This is a genomic window from Streptomyces sp. NPDC002403, from assembly GCF_053593015.1.
Genome location: NZ_JBSFBQ010000010.1, coordinates 94,073 through 115,156, shown reverse-complemented (window position 1 = coordinate 115,156; position 21,084 = coordinate 94,073). Strand labels below are relative to the sequence as shown.

Annotated in this window: 20 protein-coding genes and 1 tRNA gene; 8 read left to right on the top strand and 13 right to left on the bottom strand. The window is 73.7% G+C overall.

The annotated features are described in order from the left end of the window. Nucleotides 1–151: 151 nt before the first annotated feature. Nucleotides 152–1,153: a threonine/serine dehydratase gene (locus ACWCPY_RS14655; protein ID WP_451264810.1), complete on the top strand. Its 1,002-nt coding sequence runs from the start codon at nucleotides 152–154 to the stop codon at nucleotides 1,151–1,153. A 115-nt stretch (nucleotides 1,154–1,268) separates the two neighbouring features. Here the strand turns inward: ACWCPY_RS14655 and ACWCPY_RS14650 are convergent, their stop codons facing one another. From ACWCPY_RS14650 to ACWCPY_RS14635, 4 genes are all read right to left on the bottom strand, one after another. Continuing rightward, nucleotides 1,269–1,511: a hypothetical protein gene (locus ACWCPY_RS14650; protein ID WP_451264808.1), complete on the bottom strand. Its 243-nt coding sequence runs from the start codon at nucleotides 1,509–1,511 to the stop codon at nucleotides 1,269–1,271. Nucleotides 1,512–1,596: 85 nt separating this feature from the next. Beyond that, nucleotides 1,597–2,490 carry an SDR family oxidoreductase gene (locus ACWCPY_RS14645; protein WP_451264806.1) on the bottom strand — a complete coding sequence of 298 codons (894 nt, stop codon included), beginning with the start codon at nucleotides 2,488–2,490 and terminating at the stop codon, nucleotides 1,597–1,599. Beyond that, nucleotides 2,487–3,458, bottom strand: a complete 972-nt coding sequence (locus ACWCPY_RS14640) for an alpha/beta fold hydrolase (RefSeq protein WP_451264804.1) — start codon at nucleotides 3,456–3,458, stop codon at nucleotides 2,487–2,489. Before ACWCPY_RS14640 ends, ACWCPY_RS14645 begins: the two co-directional genes overlap by 4 nt. Next, nucleotides 3,455–4,978 (bottom strand): flavin-containing monooxygenase, encoded by a 1,524-nt coding sequence (locus ACWCPY_RS14635; RefSeq protein WP_451264802.1) that lies wholly within the window; start codon nucleotides 4,976–4,978, stop codon nucleotides 3,455–3,457. Before ACWCPY_RS14635 ends, ACWCPY_RS14640 begins: the two co-directional genes overlap by 4 nt. A gap of 330 nt (nucleotides 4,979–5,308) precedes the next feature. Between ACWCPY_RS14635 and ACWCPY_RS14630 the strand changes: the two genes are divergently transcribed. After that, nucleotides 5,309–5,959 carry a MerR family transcriptional regulator gene (locus ACWCPY_RS14630; RefSeq protein ID WP_451264944.1) on the top strand — a complete coding sequence of 217 codons (651 nt, stop codon included), beginning with the start codon at nucleotides 5,309–5,311 and terminating at the stop codon, nucleotides 5,957–5,959. A 97-nt stretch (nucleotides 5,960–6,056) separates the two neighbouring features. Here ACWCPY_RS14630 and ACWCPY_RS14625 read toward each other — a convergent pair whose 3' ends face one another. Further along, nucleotides 6,057–6,872, bottom strand: coding sequence for an exodeoxyribonuclease III (locus tag ACWCPY_RS14625; RefSeq protein WP_451264800.1), 816 nt, complete (start codon nucleotides 6,870–6,872; stop codon nucleotides 6,057–6,059). Nucleotides 6,873–6,922: 50 nt separating this feature from the next. Between ACWCPY_RS14625 and ACWCPY_RS14620 the strand changes: the two genes are divergently transcribed. Continuing rightward, nucleotides 6,923–7,402: a GNAT family N-acetyltransferase gene (locus ACWCPY_RS14620; protein ID WP_451264799.1), complete on the top strand. Its 480-nt coding sequence runs from the start codon at nucleotides 6,923–6,925 to the stop codon at nucleotides 7,400–7,402. Nucleotides 7,403–7,414: 12 nt separating this feature from the next. On the opposite strand, the gene ACWCPY_RS14615 is transcribed toward ACWCPY_RS14620, so the two are convergent. Continuing rightward, a complete protein-coding gene (locus ACWCPY_RS14615; protein ID WP_451264797.1) occupies nucleotides 7,415–8,575 on the bottom strand; it encodes a serine hydrolase domain-containing protein in 1,161 nt (386 codons plus the stop codon). A gap of 70 nt (nucleotides 8,576–8,645) precedes the next feature. Next, nucleotides 8,646–9,461, bottom strand: a complete 816-nt coding sequence (locus tag ACWCPY_RS14610; RefSeq protein WP_451264942.1) for an SAM-dependent methyltransferase — start codon at nucleotides 9,459–9,461, stop codon at nucleotides 8,646–8,648. Between the two features lie 169 nt (nucleotides 9,462–9,630). Between ACWCPY_RS14610 and ACWCPY_RS14605 the strand changes: the two genes are divergently transcribed. Beyond that, nucleotides 9,631–12,396: a BTAD domain-containing putative transcriptional regulator gene (locus ACWCPY_RS14605; RefSeq protein WP_451264795.1), complete on the top strand. Its 2,766-nt coding sequence runs from the start codon at nucleotides 9,631–9,633 to the stop codon at nucleotides 12,394–12,396. A 115-nt stretch (nucleotides 12,397–12,511) separates the two neighbouring features. Here ACWCPY_RS14605 and ACWCPY_RS14600 read toward each other — a convergent pair whose 3' ends face one another. Then, entirely contained in the window at nucleotides 12,512–13,642 is a 1,131-nt protein-coding gene (locus ACWCPY_RS14600; RefSeq protein WP_451264793.1) for a hypothetical protein, read from the bottom strand. Between the two features lie 195 nt (nucleotides 13,643–13,837). Between ACWCPY_RS14600 and ACWCPY_RS14595 the strand changes: the two genes are divergently transcribed. From ACWCPY_RS14595 to ACWCPY_RS14580, 4 genes are all read left to right on the top strand, one after another. Next, the gene (locus ACWCPY_RS14595; RefSeq protein WP_451264791.1) at nucleotides 13,838–14,011 is read left to right on the top strand and encodes a hypothetical protein; all 174 of its coding nucleotides are present in this window, start codon (nucleotides 13,838–13,840) and stop codon (nucleotides 14,009–14,011) included. Nucleotides 14,012–14,061: 50 nt separating this feature from the next. Continuing rightward, nucleotides 14,062–16,884 carry a class IV lanthionine synthetase LanL gene (gene lanL / locus ACWCPY_RS14590; protein WP_451264789.1) on the top strand — a complete coding sequence of 941 codons (2,823 nt, stop codon included), beginning with the start codon at nucleotides 14,062–14,064 and terminating at the stop codon, nucleotides 16,882–16,884. A 76-nt stretch (nucleotides 16,885–16,960) separates the two neighbouring features. After that, nucleotides 16,961–17,086: an ALQxL family class IV lanthipeptide gene (locus ACWCPY_RS14585; protein ID WP_218172452.1), complete on the top strand. Its 126-nt coding sequence runs from the start codon at nucleotides 16,961–16,963 to the stop codon at nucleotides 17,084–17,086. A 168-nt stretch (nucleotides 17,087–17,254) separates the two neighbouring features. Then, a complete protein-coding gene (locus ACWCPY_RS14580; protein ID WP_451264787.1) occupies nucleotides 17,255–17,695 on the top strand; it encodes a hypothetical protein in 441 nt (146 codons plus the stop codon). A gap of 143 nt (nucleotides 17,696–17,838) precedes the next feature. Here the strand turns inward: ACWCPY_RS14580 and ACWCPY_RS14575 are convergent. The 5 genes from ACWCPY_RS14575 to moaC form a co-directional block, all read right to left on the bottom strand. Further along, a tRNA-Ala gene (locus ACWCPY_RS14575) sits at nucleotides 17,839–17,912 on the bottom strand. Nucleotides 17,913–18,009: 97 nt separating this feature from the next. Beyond that, nucleotides 18,010–19,164 (bottom strand): divisome protein SepX/GlpR, encoded by a 1,155-nt coding sequence (gene sepX / locus ACWCPY_RS14570; protein ID WP_451264786.1) that lies wholly within the window; start codon nucleotides 19,162–19,164, stop codon nucleotides 18,010–18,012. Nucleotides 19,165–19,322: 158 nt separating this feature from the next. Then, a complete protein-coding gene (locus ACWCPY_RS14565; protein WP_451264785.1) occupies nucleotides 19,323–19,934 on the bottom strand; it encodes a GNAT family N-acetyltransferase in 612 nt (203 codons plus the stop codon). Nucleotides 19,935–19,951: 17 nt separating this feature from the next. Beyond that, entirely contained in the window at nucleotides 19,952–20,476 is a 525-nt protein-coding gene (locus ACWCPY_RS14560; RefSeq protein WP_451264783.1) for a MogA/MoaB family molybdenum cofactor biosynthesis protein, read from the bottom strand. Beyond that, entirely contained in the window at nucleotides 20,473–20,973 is a 501-nt protein-coding gene (moaC, locus tag ACWCPY_RS14555) for a cyclic pyranopterin monophosphate synthase MoaC (RefSeq protein WP_451264781.1), read from the bottom strand. The genes ACWCPY_RS14560 and moaC overlap by 4 nt, the downstream gene beginning before the upstream one ends. Nucleotides 20,974–21,084: the final 111 nt, after the last annotated feature.

Here is a 21,084-nt window from a genome sequence, read left to right as displayed (position 1 = left end):
TTCGCGGTACGGGGGGTATGACGCGTGCGGAGGCTCAGCAAGTTGATCCGCGCTGTTGCTCGGCCGCCCGCAGGGCGTCAACCCCCGAAGGCCTTCCGGAGCCGACCACTGAATATGCTGGTGGGTTCAGCGACCACAGAGGTGAGAAGACATGGGCGACCGGGACACCGACCTGTTCGGCAACGACCTCACGTACGACGACATCAAGGCCGCCACCGACCGGACCACCGGGCGCATCCGCCCGGTCACCGTCACCCCCGTCGCGCCCGAGGACCGGCCCGGGCAGCCCTACGAGCTCTGGTTCGCGCTGGAGTTCATGCAGCACACCGGCTCCTTCAAGGCGCGCGGCGCGCAGAACTTCATCCAGGCCCACCGCGAGGCGGGCACCCTGCCGGACGCGGGGGTCACCATCGCCTCCGGCGGCAACGCCGGGCTGGCCTGCGCGTGGGCCGCCCAGCAGCAGGGTGTACGGGCCACGGTGTTCCTGCCGAGCGTCGCCCCGGCGGTGAAGGTCGCCAAGCTGCGCGGCTACGGGGCGGACGTGCGGCTGGTCGGCGCGGAGTACGCCGAGGCCCTCGAAGCGTGCGAGGAGTTCGCCCTGTCGTCCGGCGCGCTCGCCGCGCACGCCTACGACCACCCGCTGATCGCCGCCGGGGCCGGCACCCTGATGGAGGAGATCCACGCGCGGATCCCCGGCCTGGACACCGTCGTGGTCTCGGTCGGCGGCGGCGGTCTGTTCGCCGGCGTCGCCACCGCCGCCCGGCACCACAAGATCCGCACGGTCGCCGTCGAGCCGGAGAACTGCCGGGCACTGAACGCGGCCCTGGAGGCCGGCCGGCCGGTCGATGTCCCGGTCGACTCGGTCGCCGTCGACGCCCTCGGCGCCCGACGGGCCACCTCCCTGGCCCTGCGCGCCGTCCGCGACAACGACGTCCGCTCCGTCCTGGTGCCGGACGGCGAGATCGCCCGCGCCCGCCGGACGCTGTGGGACCACCGCCGCATCGCCGTCGAGCACGCCGCCTCCACCGCACTGGCCGCGCTCACGGCGCCGGACGGCGGCTACCGGCCGGGCGCCGGTGAGCGGGTCGCCGTGGTGCTGTGCGGGGCGAACACCGACCCGGGCGACCTGGCGCACCCGGCGGCCGAGGACTGAGGCCGGGAACGGGACGGGGACCGCTGAGAGCCCCGTCCCTCACCACGCGAAAGGGGCGCACCCGGAGATCCGGGTGCGCCCCTCTCAGGCAACGCGCAGTGTCGCGATCGGCCCGTCAGCGCTCGCGGCGCTCGCGGAGCTCGTCCGTGGTGGCCCGGGCCTTGTCACGGCCCTGCTGCGACGTCTTCGAGGCCCGCTCGGACACGTTCTGCATCCGCTCGCGGCCCTCGGTGCGCGTCCGCTCCTGGCCCTCGGCGCGCGTCCGCTCCTGGCCTTGGCCGCGGCCCTCGCCGGCCTTCTTCTTCGCCTGGTCGGCGAGCTGCTGCGCCTTGTCCTTGAACTGGTCTGCGATAGCCATTCCGTTCACTCCTAGTGGGTGCTTGGGGGACGGTCCGTGAGGACCTCGATCAGCGTCGCAGGCCCCGGCACCCACCGCATGTCGATCACTTACGCTGCGTAGTCGTGGCCCTCGCGGCCTGGTCGGCGGCGCCCCCGGCGCCGACGAGTCCCTTGCTCACGCCGTCCAGCCGCGACCCGAACCTGCGGACCTCCCGCTGCCCGACGACCCCTATCAGCGAGGGCAGGTAGCCGCGCACGGACTGCATCCCGCGCAGCCACCACTGCGCGTACACGTGCGCGGACCGGCGCTCGATGCCGGCCACGATCCGGTCGACGGCGGGGCCCAGCGGATAGGTGCGGTTCGCCGGCCAGGGCAGCCGCTGGCGCAGCTCCCGCATCACGTCGTCCTGGTCGGCGCCGCGCACCATGTCCGTGTCGGTCCAGGACAGGTAGCCGACCCCGACCTTCACGCCCCGGTGGGCGACCTCGGCCCGCAGGCTGTGCGCGAAGGCCTCCACGCCCGACTTGGACGCGCAGTACGCGGTCATCATCGGCGCCGGTGTCATCGCCGCGAGCGAGGCGATCTGGAGGAAGTAGCCGCGGCTCTCCATGAGCACCGGCAGGAAGGCCCGCCCGGTGACCGCGCCGCCGATCAGATTGACCTCGATGACCCGCCGCCACGCGTCGGGGTCCGAGTCGACGAACGGCCCGCCGGAGGCGACCCCGGCGTTGGCGACGACGACGTCGATCTTCCCGAACCGCTGCTTGACCTCCTGGGCGACCCGCGCCATCGCCTCGTGGTCGGTGACGTCCGCGAACCAGTGGTCGCTCTCCGAGTGCAGCCGCTCGGAGACCTTCTTCAGTTCGTCCGGCTCCAGCCCGACCAGCGCGAGCGTGGCGCCGCGCGCCGAGAGCTTGCGGGCCAGCAGTTCGCCCACGCCACGTGCCGCGCCCGTGACGACGACGACCTGTCCTTCGAGACTCCGACTGCCGCTCATGCGACCTCCTCCTTCTCGGCCGTACCGTCCGTGCCTGTGTCCGCACCTGCGTCGGCGCCCGTGCCGCCCGCGGGGAGGTACCCGGTGACTAGTTCCCGGATCTTCGCCGTGACCGCTTCCGGTGCCTCCACCGGCGTCATGTGGCCCATGCCCGTCAGCTCGGTGAGCCCCAGGCAGTCGGGAAGCGCCGCCGCGAGGGCGCGGGCGTGCACGGGCGGCGTCATCCGGTCCTCCGTACCCGCGATCACCGCCGTGGGCACCCTCAACTCCCGTACGCCCGCGTCGAGATCGAGCTCCGCGAGGACATGCCCCCAGGGCGCCCTGGCGCCGCGCGGGCAGGCGTGCACGATCCGGGCGCAGGCGTCCACCCGGTCGGGGGCGGAGCCCGCTCCCATCGTCGCGTACTTGAGTATCCGCCGGGAAACCGGTGTGACCGGTCCGAGCGGGGCCTTCGCACGGAGGATCGCGCGGGTCATCCCGGTCCGGACGGCCCCGGCCCGCACCGGCACCACCAGCGACTCGGCGGCCAGCCGCGAACTGCCGGTGCTGCACAGCAGTACGGCCGCCGCGTGCTCGCGCAGCCCGGCCCGCCGCGAGGCGGCCATGATCGTCATGCCGCCCATGGAGTGCCCGGCGATCACGGCCTGCTCCCCCGGTGCGAGGGTGGCGGCCAGCACCGCTTCGAGGTCGTCGGCGAGGGCCTCGGTGCTGTATCCCTCGCGGCCGACGGCGGGCGAACGGCCGTGGCCCCGCTGGTCGTAGACGACGACCCGGTGTTCCGCCGCGAGGTCCCGGACCTGAGCGGCCCAGAAGCGGGTGCTGCACGTCCAGCCGTGCGAGAGGACCACCGCCGGGGCGCCGTCCCGCCCGTGCACCTCGACATGGATCCGGGCGCCGTCGGCGGAGCGGGCGATCAGCTCGCGCGCGGGGACCGGCGGGGTGGCGTCGCGCCGCAGCAGCCGGCTCATCCCACGACCTCCTCGGCGACGGCCTGCGCCGGGGCGGCGGCCCGCTCCGGGATCCGGACGACCTCGTACTCCGAGAGGTCGACCGACCGCGTGACCTTGCGGAACTCGGCGGTGGTGCCCGGCCAGACGGTGGTGTTGCGCCCATTGGCGTCCAGGTACCAGCTGTTGCAGCCGCCGGTGTTCCACACGGTGCGCTTCATCCGTGTCTGGATGCGGCGGTCCCAGGCGCCGACCGCCGAGGGGCGCGCGTCGAGCGCGACGCGTCCGCCCAGCACGTTGAGCTGGCGCAGGTAGTCGGCCATGTAGTTCAGCTGGGACTCGATCATCAGGACCATCGAGGAGTTGCCGAGCCCGGTGTTGGGGCCGATGACCGTCATGAAGTTGGGGAAGCCGGCGGCGCTGGCGCCGCGCAGCGCCTGCATGCCGTCCTTCCAGGACTCGGCGAGCGTGATGCCCTCCGCGCCCACCACGCGCTCGGCGATCGGCATGTCGGTGACGTGGAAGCCGGTGCCGAAGACGATCGCGTCGGCCTCGGTCTCCGTACCGTCGGAGGCGACGAGCGTGGAGCCGCGCACCTCGGCCAGGCCGGAGGTGATCACGTCCACGTTGGGCTTCGCGAGCGCCGGATAGTAGGTGCTGGAGAGCAGGATGCGCTTGCAGCCGATGCGGTACGAGGGGGTCAGCTTGGCCCGCAGCACGGGGTCCTTGATCGCCTTCGCCATGTTGGCCTTGGCTATCCTCTCGACCAGGCCCAGTTCGTTCGGGTGCTTGGTGAAGGCACTGACCTGCAACTCCCGTATGCCCCACAGCAGTCCGCGGCGCGCGGTGCCGGTGACGGGCAGGGCGCGGTGCAGCCAGCGCTCGGCGCCGCTGATCTTCCGGTCCATGCGCGGCATGACCCAGGGCGGGGTGCGCTGGAAGAGCGCCAGGGCGGCGACCTTCGGCTGGATCGCGGGCACGATCTGGATGGCGGAGGCGCCGGTGCCGATCACGGCGACGCGCTTGCCGGTCAGGTCGGCGTCGTGGTCCCAGCGGGCCGAGTGGAAGACCTTGCCGGGGAAGCCGGCGAGACCGGGGATGTCCGGCGTCTTCGGGTCGGAGAGCGGACCGGTCGCGGAGACGACGAAGTCGGCGGTGAAGGAAGCCCCGTTGGCGGTCTCGATGGCCCAGTGGAGCTCCTCGCGGTCCCAGCGCATGACCGTCACTTCATGGCCCAGCCTCAGGTGCGGCCGCAGTCCGAAGGTGTCCGCGACATGCTCCAGGTAGGCGCGGATGTGCTCCTGACCGGAGAAGGTGCGCGGCCACTCGGGGTTGGGCGCGAAGGAGAACGAGTAGAGGTGGGACGGTACGTCGCAGGCGCAGCCGGGATAGCTGTTGTCGCGCCAGGTGCCTCCGACGGAATCGGCCCGCTCCAGGACGACGAAGTCCGTGATGCCTTCGCGGCGCAGCCGGACGGCGGCGCCGAGGCCCCCGAATCCGGATCCGATCACCGCCACTCGTACGTGCTTGTGCTGGGCCATGCTGCCGCCTCCCGCGGTACGTCACACGACTCTGCCAGCAATCACTGGCATTGTTGGGAGACTAGAACAGCTCCGTACCGATGGGTAGGGGTACGGCGAGGGAAAGTTACCGGTGGTACAACATGCGGCCTCCCCCGCGGCCTGGAGCGGATGGCGAGCGGCGTCATGCGGCTTCGATCGCAAGGCGGAGGGGGGAGACGACGCGGAGCGTCGCTGACCGACGACAACGCCGCAAGCGGAGTCGCAGGGCGTCGGGAGCCCGCTCCCGGCCTCGGGGGAGGCCGATAGGGTGCGGGTGTGGCTGAAGGACGCGAGCACCGCGAATACCGCATGGAGGAGCTGGCCAAGGAGGCCGGCATCCCCGTGCGGACCGTGCGTTTCTACCGGGAGCGCGGACTGATCTCGCCGCCCCGCCGCGAGGGGCGCATCGCCTGGTACGACGACCACCATCTGGCCCGGCTGCGCACCATCACCGGCCTGCTGGAGCGCGGGCACACCCTCACCGGCATCGCCGATCTCGCCCGCACCTTCGAGAGCGGCCGCGACGTCGCCGAGGTGCTGGGGCTGGGCGAGCCGAGCGAGGAGACCCCGGTCCGCCTCACGCCCGAACAGCTCGCGGACTACTTCGAGGGCGAGACCAGCGCGGAGAATCTGGCCGCCGCCCTCGATCTGGGGTATCTGGCCACCGACGGCGACGAGATCGTCCACATCAGCCGCCGCCTGCTGGAGGTCTCGTCCCAGCTGGTACGGGAGGGAGTGCCGCTCGCCACCGTGCTGGAGACCGGCCGCCGGGTCCGCGAGCACGCCGACGCGCTCGCCGAACTCTTCGTGGGTGCCCTGAAGAGCCACGGCGACGAGGCCGAATCCCCCCGACTGCGGCCGCTGGCCCGCGCGGTGGTGGACGCCGAGCTCTCCATGGCCCTGGACCGCCGCCTGCGCCGCGAGAACACCGGCGGTCCGCCGCGCACCCCCGCCCCCTGACGGGCGGTCGCACGGCGGCCGCCCGGCCGGCACTCTCGATCGCACGCCGGGATCCTGCCCGGCCCCGACCGCCCCGCACTCCCCCCGTTCGCACGCTCTACTGTTCGAAGACCACCGTCACCGGTGCGTGGTCGCTCCACCGCTCGGCGTGCGTCGCGGCCCGCTCGACCCAGCCCTTCACCGCGCGCCCGCCCAGTCCCGGCGTCGCCACCTGGTAGTCGATCCGCCAGCCGGTGTCGTTGTCGAAGGCCCGCCCGCGGTAGGACCACCACGAGTACGGCCCCTCCTCGCCGGGATGCAGCGCCCGTACGACGTCGACGTACTCGGCCTCGTCGAAGACCCGGGTCAGCCACTCCCGCTCCTCGGGGAGGAAGCCGGAGTTCTTCTTGTTGGCCTTCCAGTTCTTCAGGTCGGCCTCCTGGTGGGCGATGTTCCAGTCGCCGCAGACCACGACCTCGCGGCCCTCGGCCGCGGCCCGCTTCTTCAGGCCCTTCAGATACGGGAGGAACGCGGCCATGAACCGCTCCTTCTCGTCCTGCTTCTCGGTCCCCACCTCACCGGAGGGCAGATACAGGCTCGCGACCGTGACACCCGGCAGATCGATCTCGGCGTAGCGCCCGCTCGCGTCGAACTCCTCGCTCCCCGGGTCCCCGAAGGCACCGAACCCGATCTGCACGCGCTCCGGCGCACGCCGCGAGTAGAGGGAGACCCCGGCCCGCCCCTTGGCGGCGGCCGGCGCGTGCACCGTGTGCCAGCCCTCCGGGTCGCGCACCTCCTCGGGCAGCTGCTGCGGCTCGGCCCGCACTTCCTGGAGGCAGATCACATCGGCTTCGGTCCGGGCCAGCCATTCGACGAAGCCCTTCTTGGCGGCGGCACGGAGCCCGTTTACGTTGACGGAGGTCACAGTGAGCATTCCGGCACGATACCGACACCGAATGCCCGCATACATGTACCATTCTCCGCATGAATATCCACTCTCGGCCCTTCGACCACCCCGACGCCGTCGAACTCAACGACCAGGTGCAGCTCGAATACGCCGAGCGGTACGGGGACGAGGGCGATGTCACACCGCTCGCCCCCTCGATGTTCGAGCCGCCGCACGGGCTGTATCTGCTCGCCTACGACGCGCGGGACCGCCCCGTCGCCACCGGCGGCTGGCGCACCCAGGACCGGAACGACGAGGGCTACTCGGACGGCGACGCCGAGCTCAAGCGGATGTTCGTGATACCCGAGGGCCGCGGCAACGGACTGGCCCGCCGCATCCTGGCCGCCCTGGAGGCCGACGCGCGGGCGGCGGGCCGGGTCCGCATGGTGCTGGAGACCGGGGACAGGCAGCCCGAGGCGATCGCGCTCTACGAATCCAGCGGCTACGCCCCGTGCGAGAAGTTCGGCCACTACCGCATGTACGAGAGCAGCCGCTGCTTCGCGAAGCCCCTGCGGTAGCGGTCGCGCACCTCAGGCCCCGGCCGCGTACCGCCAGAACTCCCGCATCAGCGCGGGCGGTGTCGGTCCGGTCATCTCCAGCTGGGTCAGCAGGACGGTGACCGCGCCGGTGGCGGGCGTGAGGTGCCCCGCCGTTCCCGTGCCGCCCACCCAGCCGTAGCGTCCCGGCACGTTCCACGGCTCGATGGCCTCGACGTCGACCGAACCGCCGTAGCCCCAGCCCTGGCCCTCCAGGAACAGCGTGCTGTGCTCCCGCTGCGCCCGCGTCAGATGGTCGGTGGTCATCAGCCGCACCGATTCGGCGGACAGCAGCCGGCGCCCGCCGGGGCTCCCTTCCGGGTTCCCCTCCGCGAGCAGCATCCGGGCGAAGGCGTACCAGTCGTCCGCGGTGGAGACCAGTCCGCCGGTGCCGGAGGGGAAGGCGGGGACGGTGCTCCACTGCCCGTCCGGGGCGTCGACCAGTTGGAGGCCGTCCGCCGGGGTGGTGCGGTAGTAGCTGGTGAACCGGCCGGCCTCGGAGGCCGGTGCGGCGAATCCGGTGTCGGGCATGCCCAGCGGCTCGAACAGCCGCTCCGCCAGGAACTCGGGCAGCGGCCGGTCCGAGACCCGGGCGATCAGCACCCCGAGGATGTCCGAGCAGGTGTTGTACAGCCACTCCTCGCCCGGCTGGTGGAGCAGCGGGATACGGGAGAGCGTGGCCATCCACGCGTCCGGCTCCTCGATGGCCTGCGGTTGCAGCGTTCCCTGCTTCAGCTCGCTGAACAGCAGCCGGACCGCGGGCAGCGAGAAGTCCGACGGGAAGCCGTACCCGGCCCGGAAGGTGAGCAGGTCGGCCACGGTGATGACCTTGTCGGCGGGCACCACGTCGTCGGCCGGGGAGGCCGGCGTACGGACCACCATCGGCGCCGCCAGCTCCGGCAGCCACTGCCGCACCGGTTCGTCCAGCGCGATCCGGCCCTCCTCCACCAGCATCATGGTCGCCGCGGCGGTGACCGGCTTGGTCATCGAGGCGATGCGGAAGATCGAGTCCCGGGCCATCGGGACCGTACCGCCCGCGTCCGCGGAGCCGACCGCCGCCACCTCGACGCGGTCGCCGCGGGCCACCAGGCCCACGGCCCCCGGCGCCGCCCCGTCGCCGACATGCTTCTTCAGGACATCGTTCAGATCGGTCATCGGTCCACCTTCCCGTTCATCCGCTCGGAAAGCCGGACCGCCGCACCGCCCGGAACTCATCGGTCCCGATTCAGCGCACCCGGCCGACGCCCACGTAGAAGCCGCTGCGCTCCCGCACCGGCGCGGGCTCCTCGCGGTACCACTCGGTGGCGAAGACCAGTCCCGGTTCGACGAGGTCCAGCCCGTCGAAGAAGGGCTCGACCTCGCTCCGGGTGCGCATCCGCAGCGGGATCGCCCCCTTCTTGTACGCGCTCTCGGTCTCCTGCTTCAGCTCCGGGTGCTGGTCGGCGGTGCCGTGCGAGAGCACCAGGAAGCTGCCCGGGGGCAACGCGTCGACCAGCGTGCGGGTGAGGCCGTACGGGTCCTGGTCGTCCGGCAGGAAGTGCATCAGCGCGATGAGGGAGAGCGCGACGGGCCGGTCGAAGTCGAGCAGTTCACGGGCGTGGTCGAGGATCGCCCCGGGCCGTCGCACATCCGCGTGGATGTAGTCGGTCATCCCCTCCGGCCTGCTGACCAGCAGCGCCTCCGCGTGCCGCAGCACGATCGGGTCGTTGTCCGCGTAGACGATCCGGGCGGACGGGGTGATCTCCTGGACGACCTGGTGCAGATTGGGCTCGGTGGGGATGCCGGTGCCGATGTCGAGGAACTGATCGACCCCGTTGCGGGCCAGCCAGGCGGAGGCCCGGTGCATGAAGGCCCGGTTCCGCGCGGCGTTGCCCCGCGCCTCCTCGGGCAGCTTCTCCGCCACCTGCTGGTCGACCGGATAGTTGTCCTTGCCACCCAGCAGCCAGTCGTAGACGCGCGCGGGGTGGGGCTTGCTGGTGTCGATCCGGGGCTCGGGCAGGTCGACCGGCACGGGGCGCTCCTCGCGGTACGGAGAATCCATGAGCGTGGAGTCGCGGGGAATCCACGAGCGTGCGAACACGCCCAGCGTAGGCGACGCGGCTCCCGGGGGCGGTGGCAGGGCTCGTAAGATCATCGGTCCGGGGTACGGCCTCCGGGCGCGGCCCGGCGGCCCAGACGCTGAGCGTTCTCGCATCGATGGGGAGGCGGCGATGGATTTCCGGTTGCTCGGCAGAGTGGGCGCTGCCACCGGGACGGGAGAGCTCCAGCTGGGCCCCGCCAAACGCCGCAGTGTGCTCGCCGCGCTGCTCCTCAAGGCCAACTCGGCCGTCCCGGTGGAGCAGTTGATCGACGCGCTCTGGGACGAGGAGCCACCCGCCCACGCCCGTACGGTCGTTCAGGGCCATGTGTCGCGGCTGCGGGCCCTGCTGGCGTCGGCCGGTGCCGGGGAGCACGGGGTGAGCCTGATGACCCGGGGCCGGTCGTACGTGTTCGAGGTGGACCGGACGCTGCTCGACACCTACCGCTTCGACCGGCTCGCCCGGCGCGGCAGGTCCCGGCAGCGGCCCGCCGACGCGGTGGCCGACCTCGGCGAGGCCCTCGCGCTGTGGCACGGCCCGGCCCTCGACGGCACCGCCCCGAGCGCCTCGCTGCGGGCCGCCGCGCAGGCGCTGGAGGAGGCCCGGCTGGAGGTGGTGGAGAGCCTGGCGGGGGCGTACGAGCGGCTCGGGGACCATGCCGGTGCGGTGGCGGTGCTCCAGGCGGAGGCTGCGGCGCACCCGCTGCGCGAGTCGCTGGCCGAGGCGTTGGTCCTGGCGCTGTACCGGGCGGGGCGCCGGTCGGACGCGCTCGACCGGTACCACCGCGTCCGCTGCCTGCTCGCCGACGAACTGGGCGTCGGTCCGGGACCGGGGCTGCGCGGCGCCCACGAGAGGATCCTGCGCGGCGAACGCGTGGATGCGGCCGGTTCCGGCCCGGTGGACCTGCGGCCCGCACCGGGGACCGGGCCCGCTCCCGTGCCGGGGCCGGATACGCCGTACGAGGCAGCCGCTCGGGCCCCCGCGCCGCGGCTGCTGCCGCGCGGGGTGCGGGGATTCCTGGGCCGGGACACGGAACTGGCCGCGCTGGACCGGATCACCGGGGCCGGGGCCGTCGCGCTGGTGACCGGCCCCGCCGGGGTGGGCAAGACCGCGCTCGCGCTCCAGTGGGCGCACAGCAGGCAGGCCCGCTACCCGGACGGCACGCTCTTCGCCGATCTGCGCGGCTTCGGCGGCGTACCGGTCGAACCGGCCGAGACCGTACGGGAGTTCCTGCTCGCGCTGGGAGTGCCGGCGCGCGATCTCCCCGAATCCGCGGCGGCGGCCGCCGCCCTGTACCGCGAGCTGACCGGGGAGCGCGCGCTCCTGGTCGTCCTCGACAACGTGCGCGGCGCCGACCGGGCCCGCTCGCTGCTGCCCTCCGGAACCCACTCGGCCATCCTGGTCACCTCGCGCATCCGGCTCAGCGGGCTGATCGTCGAGGAGCTGGCCCGGCCGGTGCCGCTCGACGTCCTCGGCCCCGTACCCGCCGCCGAACTGCTCGCCGCGGCGGTCGGCGAGGAGCGGGTGGCGGCCGAGCCCGAGGCGGCGGACCGGCTCGCCCGGCTGTGCGACGGCCTGCCCCTCGCGCTGCGCATCACGGCGGCGCAGCTGGCGGCCAGACCGCACTGGCGGCTCGCCGATCTGGCGGCCGAACTCGCCGACGAGCAGCGCAGACTGGCCCTGCTCTCGCTCGACGACGCGGAGGAGTCGGGGGTCGCGGCGGCGCTGCGCATCACGGTGCAGGGGCTGCCGCCGGAGGCGGTGCGGCTCTTCGCCCTGCTCGGGGTGGTTCCCGGGCCGGATCTGGAGCGGTACGCCGCCGCCGCGCTGCTCGGCCGCGATCCCGCCGTGGCGGCCGAGGCGCTGGACCGGCTCGCGGGGGCCCATCTGGTGACCGAGTGCACGCCCGGCCGCTACTCCATGCACGATCTGGTACGGCTGTACGCACGCGGACTCAGCACCGACGAGGGGGCGCTGCTGCGGCTGCTGGACAGCTACACGGCCACCGCGCTCGCCGCGTCCCTCGCCGCCGAGCCGGGCGAGAAACCCTGCTGCGCACTGCCCCGGGAGGCCCCCGCCGACTCCCCGGCACGGAAGTTCACCGACCGCGACGCCGCCCTGCGGTGGTACGCGGCGGAGCGCGAGAACCTGGCCGCCGCGGTCACCGCCGCCCGCGCGGCGGGCCACGACGACCGGGCCTGGCGCCTGGCCGTGCTGCAGTGGCCGTACGTGGTGTGGAGCGTCCGGGACGGCTGGGCGCCGCTGCTCGAACAGGCCCTGGAGGCGAGCCGGCGGCTCGGCGACCCGGACGCGGAGTCCCGGGTTCGGGCGCTGCTCGGCTGGGTGCTGACCCGGGAGGAGCGGCTGTCCGAGGCGCTCGTCCAGCTGGAGCTCGCGCCCGCCCTCGCGGCCCGCGCGCACGACCCGTCGAGCGAGGCCATCGCCCTGGTCAACCTGGCGGTCGCACTGGACGCGGACGGGATCACCGACACCTCGCTGCACCATGTCACCCGCGCGGTCCGGCTCGCCCGAGAGGCGCACGACGTGCTCACCGAACTCCTCGCGCTCCAGCACCGGACGCAGCAGCTCCTGGCCCGGGGCGACATCGCGGCGGCGGAGCGCTGCACGGCGTACGCGCTGGCGCTCGACGACCACGGGGTGACGACGGGCCTGGGCGTACTGCGCAGGGCCGCGCTGCGGCTGAGCCGGGGGGAGGCGCTGCTCGCACTGGGCGAGCGGGACGCGGCGGAGAGCTGCGTCCGCCAGGCGCTCGCGGAGGCCGCGAGCCAGGGCTTCCAGGAGGGCGTGGACCGGGCCAGGTCCCAACTGGATTCCCTGGTGCGGCCGGTGGAGCTCCCGGCGCCGGAGGGCGACGGCCGGTCCGTTCCGTCCCCCTGACCGGACGGGCCGCGCGGCGCACGGGATGGTCGCAGCGGCCACCAACGCTTCGCTGAGCATCGCCTAACGCGCCGGGCCCCCGGCGTTAGGGCCTTTCGTCCGGATCGGGGCGGGGTCAGGGCGCGGCGTGGTCCGCGACGGGCGCGGCGGGCGCACCGTGCTCGTCGGGTGCGTCATCGTGCGAACCGGGTACACCGTCGTGCGGGCCCGGGGCGCCGGGCGCGGCGGGTGCCGTGAGGCCCGCGCGTTCGGCGAGGGCGCCGCCCTGGAAGCGGCTTGTGGCACCCAGCTCCTCCAGCAGCTCCGCGATGTGCCGCCGGCAGGTACGCAGCGACATGCCCATCCGCCGGGCGATCACCTCGTCCTTGGCTCCCTCGGCCAACAGCCCCACCAGCGCGCGGCGCATGCTGCCGCCGACCTCCTTGTAGGCGGCCTCGCTGGTGCCGCGGAACGGCGTCGCGCCGGACCAGTGCTGCTCGAAGGACCGGCAGAGGTACGCCACCACGTCGGGGTCCCTGACCAGCACCGCGCCCTCGCCCGAGCCGCCGTTCGCGCGCCGGGGCAGAAAGGCCACGGAACGGTCGAACACCACGGCCCGGTCCGGGAGTTCGGCGGCCGTGCGGTACTCGGCACCGGCCTCGGTGAGCCGTTCCACGTACCCCTGGGTGGCCAGGCTGGTACGGGCCGAGTGCTGGTAGAGGGTGCGCATCCGCACGCCCCGGCCGAGCATCGCCAGGTCCCGGTCGATGGCGCCCCGGAGACGGTGCGGGGAGCGTCCGCCGCCGGGCTGGACGGTGAACACCTCGTCCCAGCAGCGGGCCGACTCCTCGGTGAGCATCGCCGAGGCGGCCGCCAGGTCGGGCAGCACGGTGACGCCCTCCTCGCCGCTCCGCGCCCGCCGGGCGGCCCGGTACTGCGGCATCAGGGACTGCAACTCGTCGCGCACCGACTGGATGTGCGCCGCCGCCCGCGCCAGCTCCGCCTCCCGGGGGCCGACCACCTCGGCCGCGGCGGCGTCCGGGCTGACCGGGATCAGCTGGTCGGGGTTGCCCGGTGCCGGTCTGAGCAGGCGCAGCGCCAGCAGGGCGCGGCAGGCCCGCTCGACGTCCTTTGGGGCCAGGCCGAGGCCGGGCGGCACGTCGGGCCGCCGCCGCCCGACACTGCCCAGCGACAGCGCGTGCTCGAAGACCGCGACGGCCGTCGGGTCGAGGCGTGGCAGTTCACCGTGATTTGTGCCTGTAGTCATGTTCTTCCCCGCAATGCGGCCCTGCTACTTCCGTGCCATGCAGGGTATTGCCAGCCCGGAGCGCTGGACCAAGAGGGCGTTGGAGGATGAACTTTGGTCGTCCGGCCGAAACCCCCTCAGCCGCGACATCTGGCGGCGAACCCCGTCCCGCGCGGTGCTCGTCGCCCTCCCCACTCCCGACCCAGGAGCTGCGCCATGCCCTCAGCCGTCCGCCGCCTACTCGTCCTCACGGTCCTGCTGTCCGCCGGCGCCGCCGCCGTCGCGGCGGTCCCCGCGGCGTACGGGCCGGGCACGGGCTCGGCCGGCACGGTCGCGGCATCCCTCCTCGACACCAGCTGGGGCGACGACTACACCCCGCACCAGCAGTAGACCCAGCGGCCCCGGAGTTCCCACCCCCACGAGATACGAGGTCGACCAGCGTGTCAGCACTGCCCGAGACCGCCTCACCGTCAGGGCCGCGACGCCCCCGCGCCGAGCGCCCGGCGGACCTCGCGCTGCTGCCCGATCTCGTGCGTGCCGCCATCGCCCGGCACGCACCGGGGGCGGAGCACGAATGGAGCGTCGACCAGGCGGAGTTCTGGTGCCATGTGGCCCCCGAGGGGGCGATCCGGCGGGCCCAGGGCTGGAAGCTCCATGTGTCGGCCACCCCGCTCGCCGCGCCCCTGACCCTGGCCAGGGCCGCCGAGGTGCTGGTCGCCCACCGGTGCCGGTTCAAGTTCGCGGGGAGCCCCGCACGGGTCACCGAGCTGGTCTCGGGGCGCTTCGCGCGGGGCGGGTCCGGCAAGTTCATCACCGTGTACCCGGCGGACGACGACCAGTTCAGGCTGCTCGCCGAGGAGTTGCACCGGGCCACCGCCGGGCTGCCGGGGCCCGCCGTACTCTCCGACCGGCGCTACCGCCCGGACAGCCAGGTCTTCTACCGGTACGGGGTGTTCTCCGGCGTCCGCCGGCTGATGCCCGACGGCGGGTACGTCGCGTCCCTCACCGACCCCGAGGGGCGGCCGGTCCCCGACGAGCGCAACGCCTGGTTCAGCCCGCCCGCCTGGGCGGGCGACCCGTTCCCCGGCCGCCCGGCCGCCCCGGCCCGCAGCACCGCCACGGCCAAGCCCGTGCTGCTGAACGGGCGCTATCTCGTGCGGGGCGCGATCCAGCACTCCAACAAGGGCGGGGTGTTCCGGGCCGAGGACTCCGAGACCGGGCAGCAGGTCGTCGTCAAGCAGGCGCGGGCCCATGTGGGCGCGGGGCCGGAGGGGCTCGACGTACGGGACCTGCTGCGCCGGGAGGCGGCGCTGCTGGGACGCTTCGGCGGGGCCCGCCCGGACCACCCGGTCGTCCCGCGCGTCGTCGAGGTGTTCGAGCAGCAGGGCAGCGTCCTCATGGCCGTGGAGTCGGTGCCCGGCGCCACCCTGCGCCGCACCGTCGCCCAGCGCCTGGCCGAGGACGGCACCGCCTGCCCCGACGAGAGGACGGCCGCGTCCCTGGTCGGGCAGCTCGTCGAACTGGTCGCCGCCGCCCACGGACTGGGCCTCACCCTGCACGACTTCAACCCGAACAACATCATGGTCACCCCGGACGGCCGGCTGCTCCTGATCGACCTGGAGATGGCGGCCCCGCAGGGCGAGCGCTGGGTGCTCGGCGCGACCCCCGGCTACACCGCACCGGAGCTGCGCGCCGCCGACCAGGTGGCGCCCGCGCTGCCGCCCTCCGTCGACCTGTTCGCCCTGGGCGCGACCGTGCTGCACGCGCTGAGCGGCGCCGACCCGCTGTTCGCACCGGACCTGCCGGATGCCGCGGCCCGCCCCGGCGAGGAGCGCCTGGCCCGGCTCGTGGAACTCCTCTCCCGCGACCGGCCCCTGGTACGCGGCTACGCACCGCTGGTCCTGGGGCTGATGCGCGACGAGCCCGCCGGGCGCTGGACCCTGGAGAAGGCCCGGAACTTCCGCCCGGCCGCCGCCGGGACCGACCGCACCGGCCCGGCCGGCCGCGCGGACCGGGCCGGGGACACCCGCGAACGCCTGCTGCACGACGGCATCGCCCACCTGCTCGCCACCATGCGGCCCGGCGACCCGGAACGGCTCTGGCCCTCGGACAGCTTCGGCGAGACCTGCGACCCGGTCACCCTCCAGCACGGCTCGGCGGGCGGGGTGGCGGTGCTCGCGCGGGCGCTGCGCGAGTGGGACGGCCTGTCCGCCGAAGCGCCTTCGTCCCTCTCCGCCGAGGCGCTGCGCGAGGGGCTGCGGGCCGCCGCGCACTGGACCGCCGACCGGCAGGACGCGCTGCCCTGGGACCTGCCGGGCCTGCACTTCGGCCGCTCGGGCACGGCCTGGGCCCTGCTCGACGCCGCTCGGGCGCTGGACGACCCCGACCTCGCCGAACGCGCCGCGAAGACAGCCCTGGAGCTGCCCGTACGGTGGCCCAACCCCGATGTGACGCACGGCGCCGCCGGTTCGGGCCTGACCCAGTTGCACTTCTGGCACGGCACCGGGGACGCCCGCTTCCTCGAACGTGCCGCCGAGGCCGCGGAGGGGCTGCTCACCGCGGCACGGCACACCCCCGAGGGCGTGTTCTGGCCGATACCCGAGGACTTCGGTTCGGCGCTGGCGGGCGCCTGGCACTACGGCTTCGCGCACGGCGTCGCCGGAGTCGGCACCTTCCTGCTGCTGGCTGCCGGGGCCACCGGTGACGAGCGCTTCCGCGCCGCGGCCGTCGCTGCGGGCGAGACCCTGACGACCGCCGCCCGCAGCGGTCCGGCGGGAGCGCTCTGGCCCGTCGACCGCGCCCGCCACCTCTCCGACTCGCCGGACCTGGCACGGCACTGGTGCAGCGGCTCGTCCGGCGCGGGCACCTTCCTGGTCCGGCTGTGGGCGGCCGGCGGCGCCGGGGACTCCGGGGACGACGCCCTGCGTGCCCTGGTGGAGGGCGCGGCCGACGCGGTCAAGGCCGGCCGGGTGACGGACTCGCCCGCCACCTGCCACGGACTGGCCGGCAACGCCGAACTCCTCCTGGACGTGGCCGAACTGACCGGCGACCACCACCGCCGCGCCGACGCGGAACTGCTCGTCGAGCACCTGGCGGCCCAGGCGGTCCTGCGCGACGGCCGTCTCCTGGTGCCGGACGAGAACCGGCGCACCGTCCTCGCCGAATACGCCACCGGTCTCTCCGGAAGCCTCTCGCTGCTGCTGCGCATGCGGTTCGGCGGCCCCCGCGCCTGGCTCCCCGAGGGCGATCGCACCACCCCCTGAGTCGTCCGGTGGCCACCGGCCGCCGGCAGCCGGTCCGCACCCGGACCGGCATCACTTCCGACCGAAGGAGACCGAAATGATGGAGCACGACATCGACGCCCTGCAGCTGCTGCCCGAGGACCTCCGCACCGAGGACGCCCGTGGCGAGGAGCACGCCGCCGCGCTGATCACCGCCTGCCGCTGGACCACCAGCGGCTGCTGACAGCCCGTACACACCGCAGGGGACCGGCGACACCGCCGGTCCCCTGCGGTGTCGTTGCCGGCCCGAGGCGAGGCGTCCGGCACGTCACGCGGCACCTGCGCGAACCACGTACCGAAGGGCAGGCAGACTCTGGATCACCAGGAACCAGAAGCTCGTGAGGAGCAACGTATGGGCCGCCTTCTCAGGCACCGGGTCGCACCGGCACTGCTGATCGCTCAGATCGCCTACATCGCCTTCATCGGGCTGCTGTTGTCCGGCCCGGACACCGCCGAAATCGATCACAACGCGCCCTCCGTCGCGGGTGACGTCCTGTTCACGGCACTTCTGCTCCTGGTGGTACTGGTGATGGGAGGAGGCGCTGCGCTGCGGGGCTGGAAGGAGGCCCGGGCATGGGCTCCGCCCGCCGCACGGGGAGCATGGCTCGGGCTGCTCGGGCTCGGCGAGATCGCCATCGCGGCGGCCTTCCTGAACGCGGCCCGCCAGGAGTCCTTCGGCCCGGACACCGTGGTCGCCGCGCTGGCCGTCACCGTCAGCGCGGCCATCGCAGCGGCCTGCGCCGGTGAGGCCCGGCAGGCGCTCCGCAGCCCGGAGCCCGCGCCGCAGGGCTGAGCACCGAAGCAGCCGCCGCAAAGGCGTCCGGACACGTCCCGCCCGCACCCCGAAGGCGCCGGCGGGACAAGCTCCGCGCCTCACCGGTGAACGACGGAGATCCCGTCCGATCTTTCGATCGGACGGGATCTCCGTGTGTGCGGTGGACCTGTGGGGATTTGAACCCCAGACCCCCTCGATGCGAACGAGGTGCGCTACCAGACTGCGCCACAGGCCCTTGCAACGAGTGAAACTCTAGCACCCCGAACGGGGTGCTCGGAAATCCGGTCCGTGCTGGTCAGCCGAGGCGGCGGCGCGGCGGGCCCGGGGCGGGCTCACTCATTGGCGGCTCTGGGGCGCTCCCCGTCCTCGTACTGGTCGAAGAGCGGGGTCCGGCCCCGGTCGCGGCTGCGGCGGGACTGGTTGGTGCGCTGGCGCGGCGCCGGGTCGACCGGGGGCGCGACGGGGTGCGAGGTGCCGGTGGGCTCGGCGGCGCTGGAGCGGGCCGCGCTCCAGGTCTCCGGGTTGCCGACCTCGACGCCGCCCGTGGCGCGCGGGGCGACCGGGGCGGTGACGTAGGTGGGCAGCGGGACCGGGACCGGCTCCCAGCTGTCGCCCTGGGCCCGGCCGCGCTCGCGCTGCTGGTCGACCCATTCCGCGTGGTCCGTCTGCTCGACCAGGGCGCGGCGGCCGGCCTCCTGCGGGGAGACCGCGGGCGCGGGCTCCGGCTCGGGGCGGCGCGCTTCGGGCTCCTCGTCGGGCTCGGCGGGGGCCGCCGCGGCCGGCTGGTGCCTGCGGGTGCGGCTCTCGCGCAGGTGCTGCGCCGCCACCTCGGCCCGGCGCCGGTCCATGGTGAAGGCGAACCGGCGCCGCTCCTGGGCCCGCAGATGCACGATGTACGTGCTCAGCAGCACGGCCGGAACCGCGGGCGCCCAGAGGAAGTGGAGGCCGCCGACCGCCGCGACGACCGCGCCGAGGGTGAAGGCCAGGAAGAGGACGACGGTGGTACGCCGACGGCGCGCGAGGACCTGCAGGCGCTGGGCCCGCCGGACGCGCTCGGCGTCCGTTCCGCCGGGGCGCTGGCGTGCGCGCCGTGCGGAAGCCGGTGCCTTCGCCCGGGGCTTCGCCTGTGCCTGCGCCTTTGCCTTTGCCGGTTCGGGGCGCCCTTCGGGGGTGCGCGCCGGGTCGTGCACCCGGGCTTCGGTGTGCGCGTCGGGCGCGGCGAAGGCCCGGACGTCCACGGAATCCATTCGGTCCGTGTCGACGTCCGGGTCCGCGTCGGGCTCCGCCTCCTCGCCGATGCGCTCCCGCAGGTCCTTGGCGTACCGACGCTCCATCGCCGCCCGTCCGGACAGCAGCCGGATGGCGGTGCTGAAGCGTTCCGTCGGACGGGCTTCGTTGAGCTCGTCCTGCCTGCGGAGCCACATCGGCACCAAGTAGGCGGCCCAGGCCCCGACGATGACTGCGTAGATGAGGCCGCTGCTGCTCACGCCTCACACCGTAGAGGGGTTTGCACGGGGACATCCGCCAATTGGCCCGGTGTGTCGCACGATCCGGCTGATATCACGGACTTTTTTTGTGATTGTTCAGATCAGCCATGGATGTTTGTACGTTCGACATCGGTCAACTGCCGATCAATATCGAACATTTATTTTATTTCCCGTGGCGTTCCGGGTCGTGACCGGTGCCAGCGCCGGAGCAGCCCGTCGGGCACTTCCTCCGCGGTGAGCGCATAGATGAGGTGGTCCCGCCAGGCGCCGTCGATGTGGAGATAGCGCGGGCGCAGGCCTTCCTCACGGAATCCCAGTTTCTCCACGACCCTTCTGCTGGGCCCGTTCTCCGGCCGAATGCACACCTCGATGCGGTGCAGTCCGACCGTGCGGAAGCAGTGGTCGACGGCGAGCGCGACCGCGGTCGGCATCACTCCCCGGCCGGCCACCGCCTGGTCGACCCAGTAGCCGACATGACCCGAGCACATCGAGCCCCAGGTGATCCCGGCGACCGTCAGCTGACCGACCAGCCGGCCGTCGTACTCGATGGCGAAGGGCAGCATCCGGCCCGCGTTGGCCTCGGCGCGCAGGTGACGGATCATCTGACGGTACGTGGGGCGCTGGGCCACCGGTCCGCCCGGGGCGGGCGGCGGCACGGTCGCCTCCCAGGGGCGCAGCCAGTCGCGGTTGCGCCGGTTGACCTCGCGCCACATGCGCTGGTCGCGCAGTTTGATCGGCCGGAGCACGATCTCGCCGTCGCTGAGGACCACCGGCCAGGTCGAGACGTTCAGCTCGGGCTCCCCGGTCGGGGGTGATCGCCGCCGCGCAACTGGTCGACGGCGTGCACCAGGAGACGGGCGAGGACGGCGAGTCCGTCGCGCACCCCGCCGGTGGAGCCCGGCAGGTTCACGATGAGGGTGCGGCCCGCGACGCCCGCGAGGCCCCTGGAGAGCGCGGCGGTGGGGACCTGGTCGCGGCCCTCGGCGCGGATCGCCTCCGGGATGCCGGGGATCTCGCGGTCCAGGACTCGGCGGGTGGCCTCGGGCGTGCGGTCGGTGGGCGAGATGCCCGTACCGCCGGTCGTGACGATGACGTCGTACCCGGCGGCCGCTCCGGCGCGCAGGGCCTGTTCGACGGGGTCGCCGTCGGGGACGACCTGCGGGCCGTCGACGGCGAAGCCGAGCTGCGTGAGCGCCTCGGAGATCAGGGGGCCGCCCTTGTCGGCGTAGACGCCGGCCGAAGCGCGGTTGGAGGCGGTGACGACCAGGGCACGGTAGGGAGGCGGGGCCGGTGACGCCCCGGGAGCCGTCACGCCCCCGCTCCGTCCGCCTCGGTGCGCCGGTAGTCGCCGGACTTGCCACCGGACTTCGACTCGACCCGTACGTCCGTGATGACCGCCGTCTTGTCGACCGCCTTGACCATGTCGATCACGGTGAGCGCGGCGACGGAGACCGCGGTCAGGGCCTCCATCTCGACGCCGGTGCGGTCCGTGGTCTTCACGGTGGCCGTGATCTCCACCGCGTCGTCGGTGACGCTCAGGTCGACCTCGACGCCGGAGACGGCCAGCGGGTGGCAGAGCGGGATCAGGTCCGGGGTGCGCTTGGCGCCCATGATCCCGGCGATCCGGGCGGTCGCGAGGGCGTCGCCCTTGGGGACTCCCTCGCCGCGGAGCAGCTCGACGACGCGCGGCGAGACGAGGACCCGGCCGCCGGCCCGGGCCACCCGCGCGGTGACGTCCTTCTCCGAGACGTCGACCATGCGGGCCGCGCCCGCCTCGTCGATGTGCGTCAGCCTGTTCTGCGTACTCAACTAACTCCGCCTCGCGGTAGGGCGCCGGTTGCCCGCTCGGCCCGCACCTGGGTGCGGGCCGGGGGCCCGGGGGTGTCCCCGGGAAGGCACAGCGCCAGACACCGTACCGCC